The sequence below is a fragment of the Halosegnis rubeus genome, from assembly GCF_009184545.1.
Taxonomy (GTDB): domain Archaea; phylum Halobacteriota; class Halobacteria; order Halobacteriales; family Haloarculaceae; genus Halosegnis; species Halosegnis rubeus.
Window position 1 is genome coordinate 689912 of the sequence record NZ_QJOW01000001.1, and the last position, 14004, is coordinate 703915.

Below are 14004 nucleotides of genomic sequence, written 5' to 3' on the forward strand. Positions count from 1 at the left end.
AGCCCGCCCCACGGAGCCGAGATATGAGCGTACTCGCCGACACGAACGTCGTCCTCGGCGTCTCGGGGTCGATTGCCGCCGTCAAGACGGTGGAACTGGCCCACGAACTGCGACGCGAGGGCGCAAACGTCACGCCAGTCATGACCGACAGCGCCCGGGGCATCATCCACCCGTGGGCACTGGAGTTCGCGACGGAAAACGAGGTCGTCACCGAAATCACCGGCAAGGTCGAACACGTCGACCTGTTCGGCGCGGACGGCTGGGCGGACGTGTTTCTGCTCGCCCCGGCGACCGCGAACACCGTCGGAAAAATCGCCGCCGGCATCGACGATACGACCGTCACGACGTGTGCGACGACCGCGCTCGGACAGGGCGTTCCCCTTGTCGTCGCGCCCGCGATGCACGAGCCGATGTACGACCACCCGGGCGTGCTCGACTCGCTCGACACCCTGGAATCGTGGGGCGTCACCTTCGTCAACCCGCGGCTCGAAGAGGGGAAAGCGAAGATCGCGACCGAGGAGGCAATCGTGACCACGACGGCCCGAGTCGCCGGCGACTCCCCGCTCGCCGGCCAACACGTCGTCGTCACGAGCGGGCCGACGAGCGAGACAATCGACCCCGTCCGCGTGTTGACGAACCGCGCTTCGGGAAAGACCGGTCGCGCACTGGCGCGGGCCTGTTACGTTCGCGGCGCGGACGTGACCCTGCTCCACGACGGGACCGACGTACCGTACGCGAGCGTCGAACGCGTCGAGTCGGCTGCCGAAATGACCGAGACGGCGGTCGAGGTGGTCGGTGGCGGCGCCGACGCGCTCGTGTCCGCGGCTGCGATTTCAGATTACACCATCGAGGCGAGCGACGAGAAGATTCGCTCGGGAGGCGAACTCACCCTCGAACTGGAGCCGACGCCGAAGCTGCTCGATACGGTCCGCGCGAGCGCTCCCGACCTCACGATGGTCGGGTTCAAGCTCGAAACCGAAGGCGACGACGAGCGTCTCGTCGCGACGGCGCGCGAGCAACTGGCGCGGGTCGGTCTCTCCTTCGTCGTCGCGAACCGTGCGGACGCGCTCGCCGGCGACGAGACGCGTGTCATCATCGTCCGCGAGGCCGAGACGACGAGTTACACGGGGCCGAAAACGGCCGTCGCGAACGACATCGCAGACGAGCTCGCGGTCGAACTCTGATTAGAGGACCGCCGCGAGGACGACGACCGCCGCCACCAACACGACGAGCACGATTCCCGAGCTAATTCCCGCCGCCAGCGGGACGCGGTCGCGGCCGACGGCTCGGCCCACGGCGCGGTCGGGTGCGGCGACGGCACGCTGGACGCCGCCGGCGACTCGGACGACGGCGCGGTCGGTCGCGGCGTACAGTTCCGTCACGCCGACGACGAGCGCACGCGTCCCGTAGAAGCTGAGCGGGTTGTACAGCTTGTCCACGTCAGGGACGCGGCCGAGCTTCGACAGCGGCTTCTTCACGAGGGCGAAGCCGACGAGGCCCGCCACGGCGAGCGCGACGCCCTCGATGATGTGATCGGTGGTGTAGGTCACGTAGACGTGGTCGACGACGGCCCCGTCTGTCACGTCGAACGGGAGGATGCTGAACAGCGAGCCGTCGGAGAGACCGAAGAACACACAGAGCGCGGCCACGGTCACCAGCGCGACCGATTGGCCGCGGTTGGCGTCTTTCACCTCGCCGTCGTACTCGCCGTGGAAGAAGGCGTAGTAGCCGAACTTGATGAACGACATGAAGGTGCCGACGCCACCGACGAGCAGCAGTAGCTCGAGGGTGTAGAAGTCACCAATCACGAGCGGTCCTTTCTGGAAGGTGTAGTGACTCCCGGAGATGACGATGCCCTTGCTCACGAATCCGTTGAAACCAGGGAAACCGGCGATAGACAGCGCGGCGACGCTAAACGCGCCGGCGGTGAGGGGCATCTGTCGGGCCAGTCCGCCGAGCTTCTTCAGACTCTCCTCGCCGGTGCGGTAGATGACGACGCCCGCGGTCATGAATAGCAGCCCCTTGTAGAGGATGTGGTTGAACACGTGGGCGAACGCGCCGGCCTGTGCGAGCGCGGAGCCGATGCCGACGCCCGCGACCATGTAGCCGACCTGCGACTGGATGTGATACGAGAGGAGCCGGCGCATGTCGTTTTGGAACAGCGCCATCGTCGCGCCGAAGACGGCCATCAGTCCACCCATGTACGCGACGGCGACGTTCCCGTCGTCGGGGAAGACGCGGTACATCCCGTAGACGCCGGTCTTGGTCGTGTAGACACACAGGAAGACGCTGGCCGCGATGTGCGGGCGCGGGTAGGTGTCCGGCAGCCACGCGTGCAGCCCGATGAAGCCGACGTTGACACCGACACCGAGCGCGGCGAGCACGGGCGCGACGGGACCGGCGAGACCGGCCGTCTCCGGGCCACCGGGCACGCTCGCGAACAGGAAGGACCCCGTCTCGGCGAAGTGCCAGATGACCGCCCCGAGGAACAGGGTGCCGCCGATTCCGTGGAGAATCGCGTACCGGAAGCCGGCACGGACGGCTTTCCCGCCGTAGTGCCAGACCAGCAGGGTGCTGGTGACGGCCATCAGCTCCCAGAAGAAGATGAGCGTGAGCCAGTCGCCGCCGAAGACGGCTCCGAGGCTGCTCGCCACGTAGCTGAGTGCGAAGGCAGTCTGGATGGCCTCTGCGTCGCTGTAGTACGAGTAGAGGACGCCGACAGCACCGATGAACGCGAAGATGAGCCCCATCAGCGTCGAGAACGGGTCCACGTTGAAGATGACCGTCTCGAAGCCGAACAAATCGAAGCTCGTGAAGTGTGCACCGGAGTCGACGAGCCAGACGTACGGCACGACGGCGAACGTCGCAACGCCGGCGACTGCGTGACCGAATTTCTGACCGAGCAGCGGCAACAGCAGCGCCGCGAGAATGACCGGGACGAACGGTGGGACAATCGGCTCCATCAGAGCACCACCCCCGTCACACCTTCCACGACAGCACGGACGATCTGGAGGAACACTGCCGCGTCGGGGACGATTCCGAGCACGACGGAACCGGCCGCGGCAAAGAGAATGGGCGCGACCATGAGCCACGTGGACTCGCCGCCGCGCCAGCCGGCTGTGGTCCAGCCGTCGCCGTGACCGTGCTCACCGTGTTCGGCTTCGTGTCCACCGTCGGTCGCCACGTCGCGGTCGCCGCCGAACGGCGATTCGAGCAATGGCTTCGAGTTTCCGTCGTCGGGCGATTCGAAGAAGGCCGTGTAAACCACCGGCCAGAAGTACGCGATGTTGAGGACGCCAGAGATGAGCAGCGCGCCGGTAAACAGCAGTTGCCCGGACGAGACCGTCCCGACGAGGATGAAGTACTTGCTGACGAAGCCGGCGATGAGCGGGATGCCGGCCATCCCGAGGGAGGCAACCCCGAATGCCGTCATCGTGAGTGGCATCCGCCGGCCGATGCCGGCCATGTCGCTGATGTCGTCGGTGTGAGTCTCGACGTGGATGGCTCCCGCACAGAAGAACAGGGTAAGTTTCATGAACGCGTGTGCGGGGATGTGGAGCAGTCCGCCCGCGAGCGCGTACGCGGCGGCGCGGTCGGGGGCGACGCTCACCCCCACAGCCACTCCGAGCACGATGTACGAGAGCTGGCTCACCGTCGAGAAGGCGAGTCGACGCTTGAGGTTGTCCTGACGAAGTGCGATAACGCTCGAAATCAGGAGCGTCGCCGCGGCGACGAACGCGAGCGCGATTCCGAGACCCAGGTCGGCGACGGCATCCGGTCCGAACACGTCGAGCGTGACGCGAGCGATACCGAACACGCCGGACTTGACGACCGCGACCGCGTGGAGCAGACCCGAGACGGGCGTCGGAGCGACCATCGCATCGGGCAGCCACGAGTGCAGCGGCATCAGCGCGGCCTTCACGCCGAATCCGAGGATGAGCAGGCCGAAGGCGGCGCTCGCGAGCGTCGGGTCGGTCGTCGCGAGGTCGGCGATGCCGCCGGGAGTGAACGTGGTCGTCCCGGCGAGCACGTACACGAGTACGGTCCCCGCGAGAACCGCCACGCCACCCCCGAAGGTGTAGGTGAGGTACTTGCGGCCGGCAGCACGGGCCTCCGTCGTCTGGTCGTGCGTGACGAGCGGGTACGTCGCGACGGTCAACAGCTCGTAGAACACGAACAACACGAGCAGGTTCCCAGCGAAGGCGATGCCGATGGCCGCGGAGACGCTCCCCGCGAAGGAGGCGAAGTAGCGGGTCTGGTGGTCCTCGTCGAGTCCGCGCATGTAGCCCATGCTGTAGAAGCTGGTTACGACCCACAGCAGGCTCGCGAGCAGCCCGAAGAGCAGGCCGAGCGCGTCGGCCTCGAGCGCGAAGTTCACGCCCGGGACGAACGCTCCGAGGTCGGTGACGTACACGTCGCCGGCGAGGACGGCCGGCACCATGCTGGCGACGAGTCCGAACTTCGTCACGGCCGCGAGGATGGTCCACGCTTCCCGGAGGTTCGGCCGGCCGCGGGAGGCGAGAATCGGCGCGACGGCGACGGCCGAGACGAGCACTGCAAGCAGCGGTCTGAGCGATATGATTTCGGTCATGAGAGAAGCCCCTCTATCGTTGGTTCGAGCAAGTCGCCGTAGCCGGCGGCGACGGCACCGAGTGCGACGGCGACGACGGCCGCCGCGACTACCGTCGCCCGCATCCCGACCGAGACGACCGGCTCGGGCGCGTCGTCTTCGCCGCCGTCGGTCGCCGTCGGGGCGAGGCCGCTCGTCTCCGTCGAGTCACGGAAGTAGATGCGTTCGACCACTCGGGCGAAGTACGCGAGCGTCAGCAAGGTGCTCGCGAAGATGACGACGACGAGCGGCCACGCGCCGGCCTCGACCGCGCCAAGCGCGATGTACCACTTGCCGACGAAGCCGACGGCCGGCGGCACGCCGACCATCGCGACGGCGAGCACGCTGAACGCTGCTGCGCCGACCGGCGACCGCTTCGCGAGGCCGGCGTACTCGTCGACGGTGCGTGCGCCCGTCACGTCGTTCACGAGCCCGACGGCCAGGAACAGCCCGCCCTTCATGATGGCGTGGCCGACGAGATGGATTGCCGCGCCGGTGAGCGCGACGACGTTGCCGACGGCGACGGCACCGACGATGAGACCGAACTGCGAGACGGACGAGTACGCGAGCATCCGTTTCAGCTCGCTCTGTGAGACGGCGAGCAGACTCCCGACGACGATACTGACGACCGCACCGGCCGCGAGCACCGTACTCGCGAGCGGCGTCGCCGCGAGGAACTCCGTCCCGAAGACGGTGAACACGATGCGAATCAGCGCGTAGGCGGCGACCGTCGAGACGAGCGCGGAGATGAACGCGCTCACCGAGTCGGGCGCACCGGCGTAGGCGGCCGGCTGCCACGTGTGCAGCGGGAAGACGGCGATCTTGACGAACAAGCCGACGACGAGCAGGCCGAACGCGGCGAGCACGAGCGGCGAACCGTAGCCCACCTCGGCAAGCTGCGTCGCGAGGTCGCCCATGTTGAGGGTCCCGGTCGCGATGTACGCGAAGCCGATGCCGAGCAGGAACAGCGACGCCCCGACAGTCCCGACGAGCAGGTACTTCAAGCCGGCAATCGCAGAGCGCCCGCCGTCGCCGCTTGCGACGAGCGCGTAGGCGGTCAGTCCCGTGATTTCGAGGAAGACATACATGTTGAAGATGTCGCCGGTGATGGACATCCCCGACAGCCCCGCGACGAGGAGGAGATAGATGACGTAGAACGCGTTCGAGCGCGGTCCGGCCCGTCGCGCGTACGCGAGCACGCCGAGCGAGACGACGGCCACGAGCAGCGCTATCGTCGCCGAGAGCCCGTCCACGACGAGTTCGATGCCGATGGGGACGGTGAAGCCACCGACGACGTAGCGAATTGCCTCGCTCCCGAGCACGTCTGCCATCAGCGTTCCCGCGACGGCGGTCTGGACGACGAGCGTGAGCACTGCGACGGCCCAGCCGACGCGGTCGCGGGCGAGCCCCGCGAGCAGCGCGACGACGGAGCCGAAGACCGGCAGCGCGACGAGCAGCGGCGCGAGGTCACTCATCAGCCTGCACCTCCCGGAGGGTCTCCTCGTTGAGCGTCCCGTACTCGTCGTAGATGCGCACGATGAGTCCCAGCGCGACTGCGGTGAGACTCACCCCGACGACGATTGCGGTCAGGATGAGGACGTGCGGAAGCGGCGAGACGTACGGCGCCGGGGCGGTCAATAGCGGCGGACTCGCGCCGGTGATGAACGCAGCCGCGATGAAAAACAGGAAGATACCCGTCTGGAAGACGTTCATCCCGATGACCTTCTTCACGAGGTTCTGGCTCCCGATGAGGGTGTAGGTGCCGATACCCAACAGCAGGAACGCCGCCAGGTAGTAGAGTCGGTCGGCGAGCGCCTCCAGTCCCGTCATTGATCCACCTCCTTGTCGTCCGTCGTTTCGGAGGCGATAACGAAGAACAGCCCCGTCACCACGCCAGCGACGATGAGTCCGATCGCCAGCTCGACGAACTCCATGCCGTACTTGGCGGCGTGGTAGATTGGGTACACGTCGTACTGGAGGAATGCCCCGCCGAGCAGAATCGAGCCAATGCCGGCGAGCAAGAAGGCTACCACGCCCAGCCCGACGAGTCCGACCGGGATGGTCGTCCCGATCCAGTCGCGCGTCGTCTCGATACCGAAGGCGATACCGAGCATGAGGACGACGGTGCCGACGATGACGCCGCCCTGGAACCCGCCGCCCGAGGAGTCGGCTCCGTGGAACATCACGAACAGCCCGAGCGTGAACACGAACGGCGTGATGACCCGGACGGTCGTCATGATGATGGGACTCTCGACGTAGGGGGCCTGCGGCTCTTCGACTGGGTCGGCGCTCATCCTAACACCTCCCGTCTGAGGACGATCATAAGCCCGATGCCGGCCGAGTAGACCACGACGGCCTCACCGAAGGTATCGAAGCCACGGTAGGAGGCGAGCACCGCCGTTACGGCGTTCTTGACGTGTGACTCCTCGTAGGCATTTTCCAGATAGTAGTTCGTCACCTCGTCGGTGGCGACGGCGGAGTCGCTGGCTCCGACGGCCGGCAGCGCAAACAGCGTCGCCGACAGCGAAACGACGAGCAGGACCGACACCGCGAGCGCGGGCACGTTCACCTGCTCGAAGGTGCGATCATCCGGCGGTCGGGTCGTCTTCGCGATAGTGAGCAACAGCAGGACGGTCATGACGCCTGCTCCGACGGACGCCTCGGTGAGGCCCACGTCGGGGGCACGCAGGAACACCCAGATGATGGCGATTCCGAGACTGTACGCGCCGAAGGCGATAATCGCGGCGAGCACGTCGCGCAACAGCGCGGTCGCGACCGCACAACAGAGGATGAACACCAGGAGTGCGGCTTCGACGGGCGTAATCACGCCTCATCCCCCTCCTCGTCGGTCGTCCACGGCTCGATACCCTGTTCGGCTGCCGCACGCACGATTGCGTGTGCGGCAGTTGGATTGGTGATGAACATAAACAGCAGTAACAGCACGGTCTTGACCGTCGTCATGGTTCCGTCGAACGCGAGCGCGACCGCCCCCAGCGCCAGCAGTGCCCCGAGCGTCTCGCTCTTCGAGGTGCTGTGTGCGCGGGTGTAGAGATCGGGGAGCCGGATGAGACCGACGACGGCGACGACGGCGAAGAAGACACCGCCGAGTGTCATCACGAGGATGGCGATCTCGCGGGGGGTCACAACACGCCACCTCGCTCGACGGTGAACTTCGAGATAGCGATGCTCAACAGGAAGTTGAGCAGCGCGTACACGAGCGCGATGTCGAGTGCCCCCGGCTCACCGATGGCCGCAGCGAGCAGGGCGATAACGATGACGACGTTCGAGCCGAGGACGTTGACCGCGATGACCCGGTCGGGCATCGTCGGGCCGCGGACGATGCGGTAGAGACCACCCAACGAGGCGACGGTGAACGCCGCAGCTGCCACGAGCAGGATGTCCGTAGTGAGCGTCATCGGTCGACCGCCTCCTCGGTCTCTTCGGTCTCCCCGTCGGACTGCGTTTCGGTGTCACGCCGCTCTATGGGACTCGGAATCCGGGCCGCGGAACGCCCGTAGAAGACGAACCGGACCGCGCGTTCGAGTGAGCCGCCCAACAGGCCGGCCTTCGAATCCTTCGTGAGCGCGTGGACGGTGAAGTGTCGCCGGGTCACGTCGACGGTGACGGTGCCTGGCGTCAGCGTGATGCTGTTGGCGAGTGTCGTCACCGGGAGCGCGGACCAGACGGCGGCGTCGAACTCCACTACCTCGGGGTCGATTGGCAGGTCCGGGTGGAGCACGACGTAGGCGATTTTCAAATTCGCCACGACGACCTCCCAGACGAGATACGGGATGTACAACAGCAGCCGACCGACGCGACCGGCCATCTGGGCCGGCTGTATCGGCGTCGTCAGCGAGATGCCCCAGAGTGCCGTGGCGACGACCAGCCCCGAGATGGTCCCCGTCGCGAGTTCGAAGGGGGCGAGCGAGCCTGCCAACAGCAGATAAAACAGCGTCGAGATAGTCGCGAGCCCGAGGAACTGCGCGACGGTGCCGCGCCGAACGAGCAGGGTCCCGCGGCGCGCTCGCGCGACGGCCGCTTTCTCCACCTCGAAGTCGCCCCGGCGGAGTTCGTTCTCGATCGGCGGCAACAGCGCCGTCGTTCCGAGCGGGTCGAAGTCGGGGTCGAACACCACGACGTCGATGCCGTGCGTCCGGGCGTACTCCGCGAGCACGTCGGCGTAGTCGCTCGGACTGAACAGATACTCGCGGGTCCCGACGAGCGAGGTGTACACCTCGACTGCCGACTCGGTGTCGGCACCGAGGTCCTCGTCCGCCCACGCCTCGACGCGGTCGAGCAGCGAGCGGGCGTGTTCCGCCTCACCAGTGCCCTCGTCGAACGAGAGGCGTTTCGAGAGCGGGTAGACGAACCGAAGCGTCACAGACTCGCCGGTCTCGGCGGCGCGGTCGGTCGCCTGCTCGACGGCGTATCTGACCGTGTTCCGGACACTGCGGGACTCGGAGACTGGGATGAGATACCCCGTCCCAGTCACCGGTACCACCCGGACGACTGCAGGTCGGAACGGCCGGTAGTGAGTGCCATCGTTCTCGTGGAGCGATTGAGTCTCACGTGGTAAAGCGCTTGCTTTCGCCGCGCTACCGGCGTCGATTTTCCGCCGTAAACTGAACGAACGCCCACGGTTTCGGCTGTTCGCGCTATCAGTGTCCAGTCGGCACGCGGCGGCCGCCTCGCGGTCGAACTACACCGATTCACAGCCTTTTACCCCACCGCTCTCTCACGCGGACCATGGACCAACTCGCCGAGTCGCTCCACGACGCGCCGATTATCGAGAAGGACGGCTACCACTACTTCGTCCACCCCATCTCCGACGGCGTCCCGATGTTGGAGCCGTCGCTCCTGCGCGAGATCGTCATCCGCATCATCCGGAAGGCGAACCTCGAAGACGTCGACAAGATCGTCACGCCCGCGGCGATGGGTATCCACATCTCCACGGCCGTCTCCCTGATGACCGACATCCCGCTCGTCGTCATCCGGAAACGGGAGTACGGGCTGGAAGGTGAGAAACCACTGTTCCAACAGACCGGCTACTCCGAGTCACAGATGTACATCAACGACGTGGACGCCGGCGACAACGTGCTCGTGCTGGACGACGTACTCTCGACGGGCGGGACGCTCGCGGCCATCTGCGGTGCGCTCGACGACATCGACGCCGAGATTCAGGACGTCGTGGCCGTCATCAAGAAGGTCGGCGGCGAGAACAAGGTCGACGAGTCGCCGTACCACGTCAAGACCCTCATCAACGTCGACGTGGTGGACGGCGAGGTCGTCATCGTCGACGAGGACGGCGACGACTGACCGACTCGCGCCGCCTCGTGTGATTCGCGTCCGAGACTGGTGGTCGCTATAATTCCGGCAGTAGGGGGCGGCGAGACGCGTTACGCTTCGATGCCGTCGAACTTCTCTATCTCGATTGTCTCCTCCAAGAGCAGGTCCTTCTGGTCGGACACGTCGACCTGCTCTCGTGCGAGCTGTTTGAGCTTCGACTGCGGGGCGAGATCGCCGATGAGGACGCCGCCGACGACCTTGCCGTCCTTCAGGGCGACGCGCCGCCACTCCGTGTCGGAGTATTTCTTCTCGACCTCGTCGTCGCCGAGCGTCGGGTGACCGAAGGAGAGGAACGGGAAATCGAAGTGGGTAATCGAGTACGAGGAGACCCACTCGAACGTCTCGGACGGTTCGCCCCACTCGCCGAGCATGTTCTTGGCGGCGACGGAGCCCTGCTCCTTTGCCGACCCCCACGCGCCGTTCTGTGCGCGCTCGCCGAGCAGCACGTCGTGGAACTGCGTGATGTCGCCCGCGGCGTACACGTCCTCGACGTTCGTCTGCATGTGCTCGTCGGTGACGATGCCCCAGTCGAGTTCGATGTCGGTGTCGCGCAGGAACTCCGTGTTGAAATCCAGCCCGATGGCCGCGCCGACGAAGTCGGCCTTGAAGCGCTCGCCATTCGGGTCAACGGCGGCCGTGACGTGCCCGTCGTCGTCCGTCTCGAAGTGGTCGACGCCTGACTCGAAGACCGGCGTGACGTTCTTCTCCCGCAGGGCGTCGTGGATGATTTCGGCCCCCTCCGGCGAGAGCGCGTAGCGCCACCAGCACTCGCCGCGCATCAGGTAGTTCGCCTCCACGTCCTGTGCACCACAGATGGCCGCGAGGTCGATCCCAAGCAGTCCGGCACCGACGATGACGCCGTTTTCTGCCGCTTGTGCCCCCTCCTTGATGGCGCGGGCGTCCTCGAAGGTCCAGAAGTGCTCGATCCCCTCGACGTCGGAGTTGTCGACGGGAAGTTGTGTCGGCGTCCCGCCCGTCGCGACGAGCAGCTTGTCGTACTCGTAGCTCCCGCCGGAGTGGGTCTCGACGCTGTGGCCGTCGGTGTCGACGGTCGTGACGTGGGTGTTCAACTGGAGGTCGATACCCCGCTCGCCGTACCAGTCAGGGCTGTGAATGGAGATGGGAGCCTCGGGCATCCGGCCCTTTGCGAATTCCTTGATGAGAATCCGGTTGTACAGCGCCTCTCCCTCGTCGGTGATGACGGTGATGTCGGCGTCGGGTTCCGCATCGTGCAGTGTCTCCGCAGCGGAACTGCCGGCGATACCGTCGCCGATGATGACGTACGACGAACTCATACCATACATTCGGTATCACCACTAAAGGGAATTGCTATCTTCGCGCGTCACGCGCGTCGTCGCGGCTCGCCGCTGGATTCAAACACACGCGAGACCAAACGGAGGCATGAAACTCCGACAGAACGTCCGCCACTGGGCCGCGAAGAAGGCACTCACGACACCCGTCATCGGCGAGAAGGCACGCGCGAAGCTCGTCGATTTACACACCCGCATCTTCCTCGATAAGACGGACGAGTCCAACCGCGACGAGCGGGAAGCCCACCTCGATGACTTCTTCGCCGCCACGATGGACACCTACGTCGCCGCCCTCGAAGCCGGCTTCACCGAGGCCGAGGCGCGTGAAGTCACCCACATTCAGGCGAACTTCGACTTCTTCAATCACGGCTGGGCGGAGATGATGGAGTTCCCCGGCGACGAACTGGAGGAGCACTACCGCCGCTACGAGTCGTTCTTCGCCGCACACACCATCACCATCGACGACCCGCTCGGTAATTTCCGACCCGTCGGCGGCATCGCCGATGCACCCGCCACACCCGAGGCGATGGAGGACGGTGCCTTCGAGAACGCGGTCGCCGGCTTCGCCGACGACGTGTATCTGGACGACGGCGAGCAGATTCAGAAGGGCGGCGACACCGAGGAGCCGGAAGACGTGTCACTGGAGCAGTCGCCGGGCGTCGCCGACGAGGACGCCCCTGCTGACGACTGAGCCGACGACGCTCCGTTCTATTCTTCTAACAGCGCGTCAGCCGCCGCGTAGCCAGCCTCGATTCCGCCGTTGAGCGACCGTTCCGGGTACTGTGCACGCGAGGCCATCCCCGCGTAGTAGATGCTGTCGGCGATGTCGCCAGCCAAATCGTAGGGGACCACCATATCGAGATAGCCACGCTCGTAGATGGGTGCGGTGCGGGGATTGCGAGCAATCTCCATCCAGTTCACGGAGTCGCGGTCGAACTCCGGAAACATGTCCTCGATGCCGCCGAGCCAGCGGTCACGAATCTCGTCGTCCGAAAGCTGCCACAGCTCTTCGTCCTGACTCTGGATGTAGCTCGCACAGTAGAGCAGACGTTCGCCGCCGTAGCGCTCTGGCGAGACGAAGTTCGTGTGCTCGATGAGCGCGCCGAAGGGTGCCTCGTCGGCGATGTTGAGCCAGTAGGTGTCCGTCACCGGTTCGTCCATCCCGACGACGGCACACACCGATCCCTGGAACTCGATGTCACACTCGTAGCCGGTCCAGCGTTCGAGCAGGTGGGGCATCGTCGTGACGACCACGTCGTCGACGGCGTGTTCGGTCGCCGTCCCGCCCTGCTCGATGGTGAGTGACTGGACGGACTCGCCGAAGTCGATATCCTGGACCCGCGCGCCGGTCTCGACGTTCTCGCGGCCGACCGCCTCCACGAGCGCGTCCACGAGCACGGCGAAGCTCCCGTCGAAGTAGCCGAGCTTCTCGCCTTTCAGCAGGTCGCGCTCACCGCGGAACTGGATGCGGCCGAGCAGCCACGCCGCAGACACGTCCTCTTTGCGCGAGCCGAACTTCGCACGCAGGAGTGGTTCGAAGAAGAAATCGTAGACCCCCTGCGTCGTGTGTTCGAGCAGGAACTCCTTGATGGGAACGTGCTCGTAGGCTTCGAGGTCGTCGTAGCTGTCGAAACTGGGAATGCCGCCACGTACGTCAACCCCGAGCGTGAGCATGCCGAGCCGGAACTTGTCGTGGAAGCTCAGGTGCGGGTAGGCGGCGATCTCCCACGCCGTGTTCAGGGGATGGACGACGCCGTCGACGTAGTAGGAGTCGTGGCCCCACAGCCAGTCCAGTCGGTCGTCGACGCCGAGTTCTTCGGCCAACTCGACGATCGTCTCCTCCGTGGCAGAGAGGTGGTGATAGTACGCCTCGATGGGGTCGCCCTCGGTCTCGTAGGTGGCCGCCAACCCGCCGACGGTGTCGGACGCCTCGAAGACGGTCGGGTCGTGGCCGGCCTGCTGGAGGCGGTACGCCGCGGCGAGCCCGGCGATACCACCGCCGACGACAGCAATCATACCCATACTTCGGAGTCTGTGGTATGGGTCTTTCCATCGTTCTGGCGACCGTAGCTTGAAACGCTTATACCGCTGGCTGTGTGACTGCGGAGACATGAGCACCGACGAGAGCGCCGAGGGCGACAGAGAGTTACCAGAGGAGTTCTACAGCGAGGAGCGGTGGAACAACTGGCTCACCCGACTCGAAGACGAGGATATCGACCCCGAAAACGAGGACTCCGCCCGGCTCCTGTTGAACCTGCAGGACGACGCGGCCATCGCCGTCGCGAAGATCATCACGGCCTACCGCGATGACCTGCTCGACGAGGACGAGGCGCTCGACGAGCTCGAAGCGTTCGCCGCCGTCGTCCTCGACGACGTGGCTATCGACGATGAGGACAAGGCGATGCTCGTCGACTCCGTCCAGATGGCGCTCCACTGCGTCGCCGCCTCCGCCGAGGCGTTCGTCGTCAGCGGCACCCCAGAGGAGGGAACCGTCGCGGCCAACATCCAAGCAGCCGTCGACGCCGAGGCCGACGAGGAGTTCGACACCGCGTTCAACTACTGTGCCCAGGCCGGCACGCTCGTCATCGACGGCACCGACACCGACGTGAGCAGCATCGCCGCCGACCTCGAGTACGGCTACGTCGCCGAGTGGGTCAACGGCCTCGACTCCCTGCAGGACGCGCTCTCGGACCCCGAGCTCGTCGAGGAAGCCTGAGCCGGTCGCCGTTCCCCGACGAC

At 65.8% G+C, this 14004-nt stretch carries 15 protein-coding genes; 4 read left to right on the forward strand and 11 right to left on the reverse strand.

What is annotated here, in order from left to right; all coding sequences use genetic code 11:
* Window positions 1-23 precede the first annotated feature (23 nt).
* On the forward strand, window positions 24-1184 hold the full coding sequence (gene coaBC / locus DMP03_RS03720) for a bifunctional phosphopantothenoylcysteine decarboxylase/phosphopantothenate--cysteine ligase CoaBC (protein ID WP_152119360.1): 1161 nt from the start codon (window positions 24-26) through the stop codon (window positions 1182-1184).
* On the opposite strand, the gene DMP03_RS03725 is transcribed toward coaBC, so the two are convergent.
* The 9 genes from DMP03_RS03725 to DMP03_RS03765 are packed head-to-tail and all read right to left on the reverse strand — an operon-like array spanning window position 1185 to window position 9110.
* On the reverse strand, window positions 1185-2963 hold the full coding sequence (locus DMP03_RS03725) for a Na(+)/H(+) antiporter subunit D (protein ID WP_152119361.1): 1779 nt from the start codon (window positions 2961-2963) through the stop codon (window positions 1185-1187).
* Window positions 2963-4591, reverse strand: a complete 1629-nt coding sequence (locus DMP03_RS03730) for a proton-conducting transporter transmembrane domain-containing protein (RefSeq protein ID WP_152119362.1) — start codon at window positions 4589-4591, stop codon at window positions 2963-2965. The genes DMP03_RS03725 and DMP03_RS03730 overlap by 1 nt, the downstream gene beginning before the upstream one ends.
* Window positions 4588-6084 (reverse strand): monovalent cation/H+ antiporter subunit D family protein, encoded by a 1497-nt coding sequence (locus tag DMP03_RS03735; protein WP_152119363.1) that lies wholly within the window; start codon window positions 6082-6084, stop codon window positions 4588-4590. Before DMP03_RS03735 ends, DMP03_RS03730 begins: the two co-directional genes overlap by 4 nt.
* Entirely contained in the window at window positions 6077-6439 is a 363-nt protein-coding gene (locus DMP03_RS03740; RefSeq protein WP_152119364.1) for a cation:proton antiporter subunit C, read from the reverse strand. The genes DMP03_RS03735 and DMP03_RS03740 overlap by 8 nt, the downstream gene beginning before the upstream one ends.
* Window positions 6436-6903: an MnhB domain-containing protein gene (locus DMP03_RS03745; RefSeq protein ID WP_152119365.1), complete on the reverse strand. Its 468-nt coding sequence runs from the start codon at window positions 6901-6903 to the stop codon at window positions 6436-6438. The genes DMP03_RS03740 and DMP03_RS03745 overlap by 4 nt, the downstream gene beginning before the upstream one ends.
* The gene (locus DMP03_RS03750; RefSeq protein ID WP_152119366.1) at window positions 6900-7436 is read right to left on the reverse strand and encodes a DUF4040 domain-containing protein; all 537 of its coding nucleotides are present in this window, start codon (window positions 7434-7436) and stop codon (window positions 6900-6902) included. The genes DMP03_RS03745 and DMP03_RS03750 overlap by 4 nt, the downstream gene beginning before the upstream one ends.
* Window positions 7433-7753 carry a monovalent cation/H(+) antiporter subunit G gene (mnhG, locus tag DMP03_RS03755; protein WP_152119367.1) on the reverse strand — a complete coding sequence of 107 codons (321 nt, stop codon included), beginning with the start codon at window positions 7751-7753 and terminating at the stop codon, window positions 7433-7435. The genes DMP03_RS03750 and mnhG overlap by 4 nt, the downstream gene beginning before the upstream one ends.
* The gene (locus DMP03_RS03760) at window positions 7750-8025 is read right to left on the reverse strand and encodes a cation:proton antiporter (RefSeq protein ID WP_152119368.1); all 276 of its coding nucleotides are present in this window, start codon (window positions 8023-8025) and stop codon (window positions 7750-7752) included. Before DMP03_RS03760 ends, mnhG begins: the two co-directional genes overlap by 4 nt.
* The gene (locus DMP03_RS03765) at window positions 8022-9110 is read right to left on the reverse strand and encodes a monovalent cation/H+ antiporter subunit E (protein ID WP_225870809.1); all 1089 of its coding nucleotides are present in this window, start codon (window positions 9108-9110) and stop codon (window positions 8022-8024) included. Before DMP03_RS03765 ends, DMP03_RS03760 begins: the two co-directional genes overlap by 4 nt.
* 245 nt (window positions 9111-9355) lie before the next feature.
* On the opposite strand from DMP03_RS03765, the gene hpt reads away from it, so the two are divergent.
* On the forward strand, window positions 9356-9925 hold the full coding sequence (gene hpt, locus DMP03_RS03770) for a hypoxanthine/guanine phosphoribosyltransferase (RefSeq protein ID WP_152119369.1): 570 nt from the start codon (window positions 9356-9358) through the stop codon (window positions 9923-9925).
* An 80-nt stretch (window positions 9926-10005) separates the two neighbouring features.
* On the opposite strand, the gene DMP03_RS03775 is transcribed toward hpt, so the two are convergent.
* Complete coding sequence (locus DMP03_RS03775; protein WP_152119370.1) at window positions 10006-11250, reverse strand: NAD(P)/FAD-dependent oxidoreductase; 1245 nt, start codon at window positions 11248-11250, stop codon at window positions 10006-10008.
* A gap of 106 nt (window positions 11251-11356) precedes the next feature.
* Between DMP03_RS03775 and DMP03_RS03780 the strand changes: the two genes are divergently transcribed.
* Window positions 11357-11956, forward strand: a complete 600-nt coding sequence (locus DMP03_RS03780; RefSeq protein ID WP_152119371.1) for a DUF6149 family protein — start codon at window positions 11357-11359, stop codon at window positions 11954-11956.
* Between the two features lie 17 nt (window positions 11957-11973).
* On the opposite strand, the gene DMP03_RS03785 is transcribed toward DMP03_RS03780, so the two are convergent.
* Complete coding sequence (locus DMP03_RS03785; protein WP_152119372.1) at window positions 11974-13281, reverse strand: NAD(P)/FAD-dependent oxidoreductase; 1308 nt, start codon at window positions 13279-13281, stop codon at window positions 11974-11976.
* A gap of 94 nt (window positions 13282-13375) precedes the next feature.
* On the opposite strand from DMP03_RS03785, the gene DMP03_RS03790 reads away from it, so the two are divergent.
* Complete coding sequence (locus tag DMP03_RS03790) at window positions 13376-13981, forward strand: DUF2150 family protein (RefSeq protein ID WP_075936633.1); 606 nt, start codon at window positions 13376-13378, stop codon at window positions 13979-13981.
* Window positions 13982-14004: the final 23 nt, after the last annotated feature.

Coding starts and splice junctions, on each gene's coding strand:
- DMP03_RS03740 (WP_152119364.1), bottom strand. CDS start 6,439: ATGACGGGACTGGAGGCGCTCGCCGACCGACTCTACTACCTGGCGGCG.
- coaBC (WP_152119360.1), top strand. CDS start 24: ATGAGCGTACTCGCCGACACGAACGTCGTCCTCGGCGTCTCGGGGTCG.
- DMP03_RS03780 (WP_152119371.1), top strand. CDS start 11,357: ATGAAACTCCGACAGAACGTCCGCCACTGGGCCGCGAAGAAGGCACTC.
- DMP03_RS03725 (WP_152119361.1), bottom strand. CDS start 2,963: ATGGAGCCGATTGTCCCACCGTTCGTCCCGGTCATTCTCGCGGCGCTG.
- hpt (WP_152119369.1), top strand. CDS start 9,356: ATGGACCAACTCGCCGAGTCGCTCCACGACGCGCCGATTATCGAGAAG.
- DMP03_RS03785 (WP_152119372.1), bottom strand. CDS start 13,281: ATGATTGCTGTCGTCGGCGGTGGTATCGCCGGGCTCGCCGCGGCGTAC.
- DMP03_RS03735 (WP_152119363.1), bottom strand. CDS start 6,084: ATGAGTGACCTCGCGCCGCTGCTCGTCGCGCTGCCGGTCTTCGGCTCC.
- DMP03_RS03775 (WP_152119370.1), bottom strand. CDS start 11,250: ATGAGTTCGTCGTACGTCATCATCGGCGACGGTATCGCCGGCAGTTCC.
- DMP03_RS03790 (WP_075936633.1), top strand. CDS start 13,376: ATGAGCACCGACGAGAGCGCCGAGGGCGACAGAGAGTTACCAGAGGAG.
- DMP03_RS03730 (WP_152119362.1), bottom strand. CDS start 4,591: ATGACCGAAATCATATCGCTCAGACCGCTGCTTGCAGTGCTCGTCTCG.
- DMP03_RS03745 (WP_152119365.1), bottom strand. CDS start 6,903: ATGAGCGCCGACCCAGTCGAAGAGCCGCAGGCCCCCTACGTCGAGAGT.
- DMP03_RS03760 (WP_152119368.1), bottom strand. CDS start 8,025: ATGACGCTCACTACGGACATCCTGCTCGTGGCAGCTGCGGCGTTCACC.